The sequence below is a fragment of the Roseibium sp. RKSG952 genome (genome assembly GCF_009711355.1).
The window spans coordinates 1-419 of sequence record NZ_SMMF01000240.1; the positions used below are offsets into that span (position 1 = coordinate 1).

The following is a 419-nucleotide window of genomic DNA, read 5'->3' on the forward strand; positions in this document are numbered from 1 at the left end:
CAGGCATGGCGGGAATGACAGTCGATGGCACTTTGCAGATAGATCTTACCGACGCCCTTCAAGGTGCCGACGAAGAAAGTGTCCACGGCGACAAGGCTGCCCGTGTGCGGGGCTTCGATGTGACGTTCCCTGAACTCCGGCGAGAACCGCTCCAACAGACGGATCTGTTCATCGGACAGCTCGATCCTGCGTTCCGCAGTCGCCTTTTCCAGGCGCAGCAGACGCTCATGCTTGGTCAACAGGCCGTGGCGCTGCCAGACGCCGCGCACGCCACCGGAGGAGACTTGAAGTCCTTTCAGCCGTAATTCCTGTTCCACCCGCAAGGCGCCATGGCAGGGATGATCAAGGGCATGGTCGAGAACGGCCGCCTCGATCTCTTCGCTCACCCGGTTCGGGTGCGGTCCCTTCGCGCCAGGCAG

1 pseudogene is annotated in these 419 nt (G+C 62.1%); it reads right to left on the bottom strand.

The annotated features are described in order from the left end of the window. Nucleotides 1-419 (bottom strand): annotated as a pseudogene (locus E1297_RS48820) (IS481 family transposase); the annotation flags it as partial.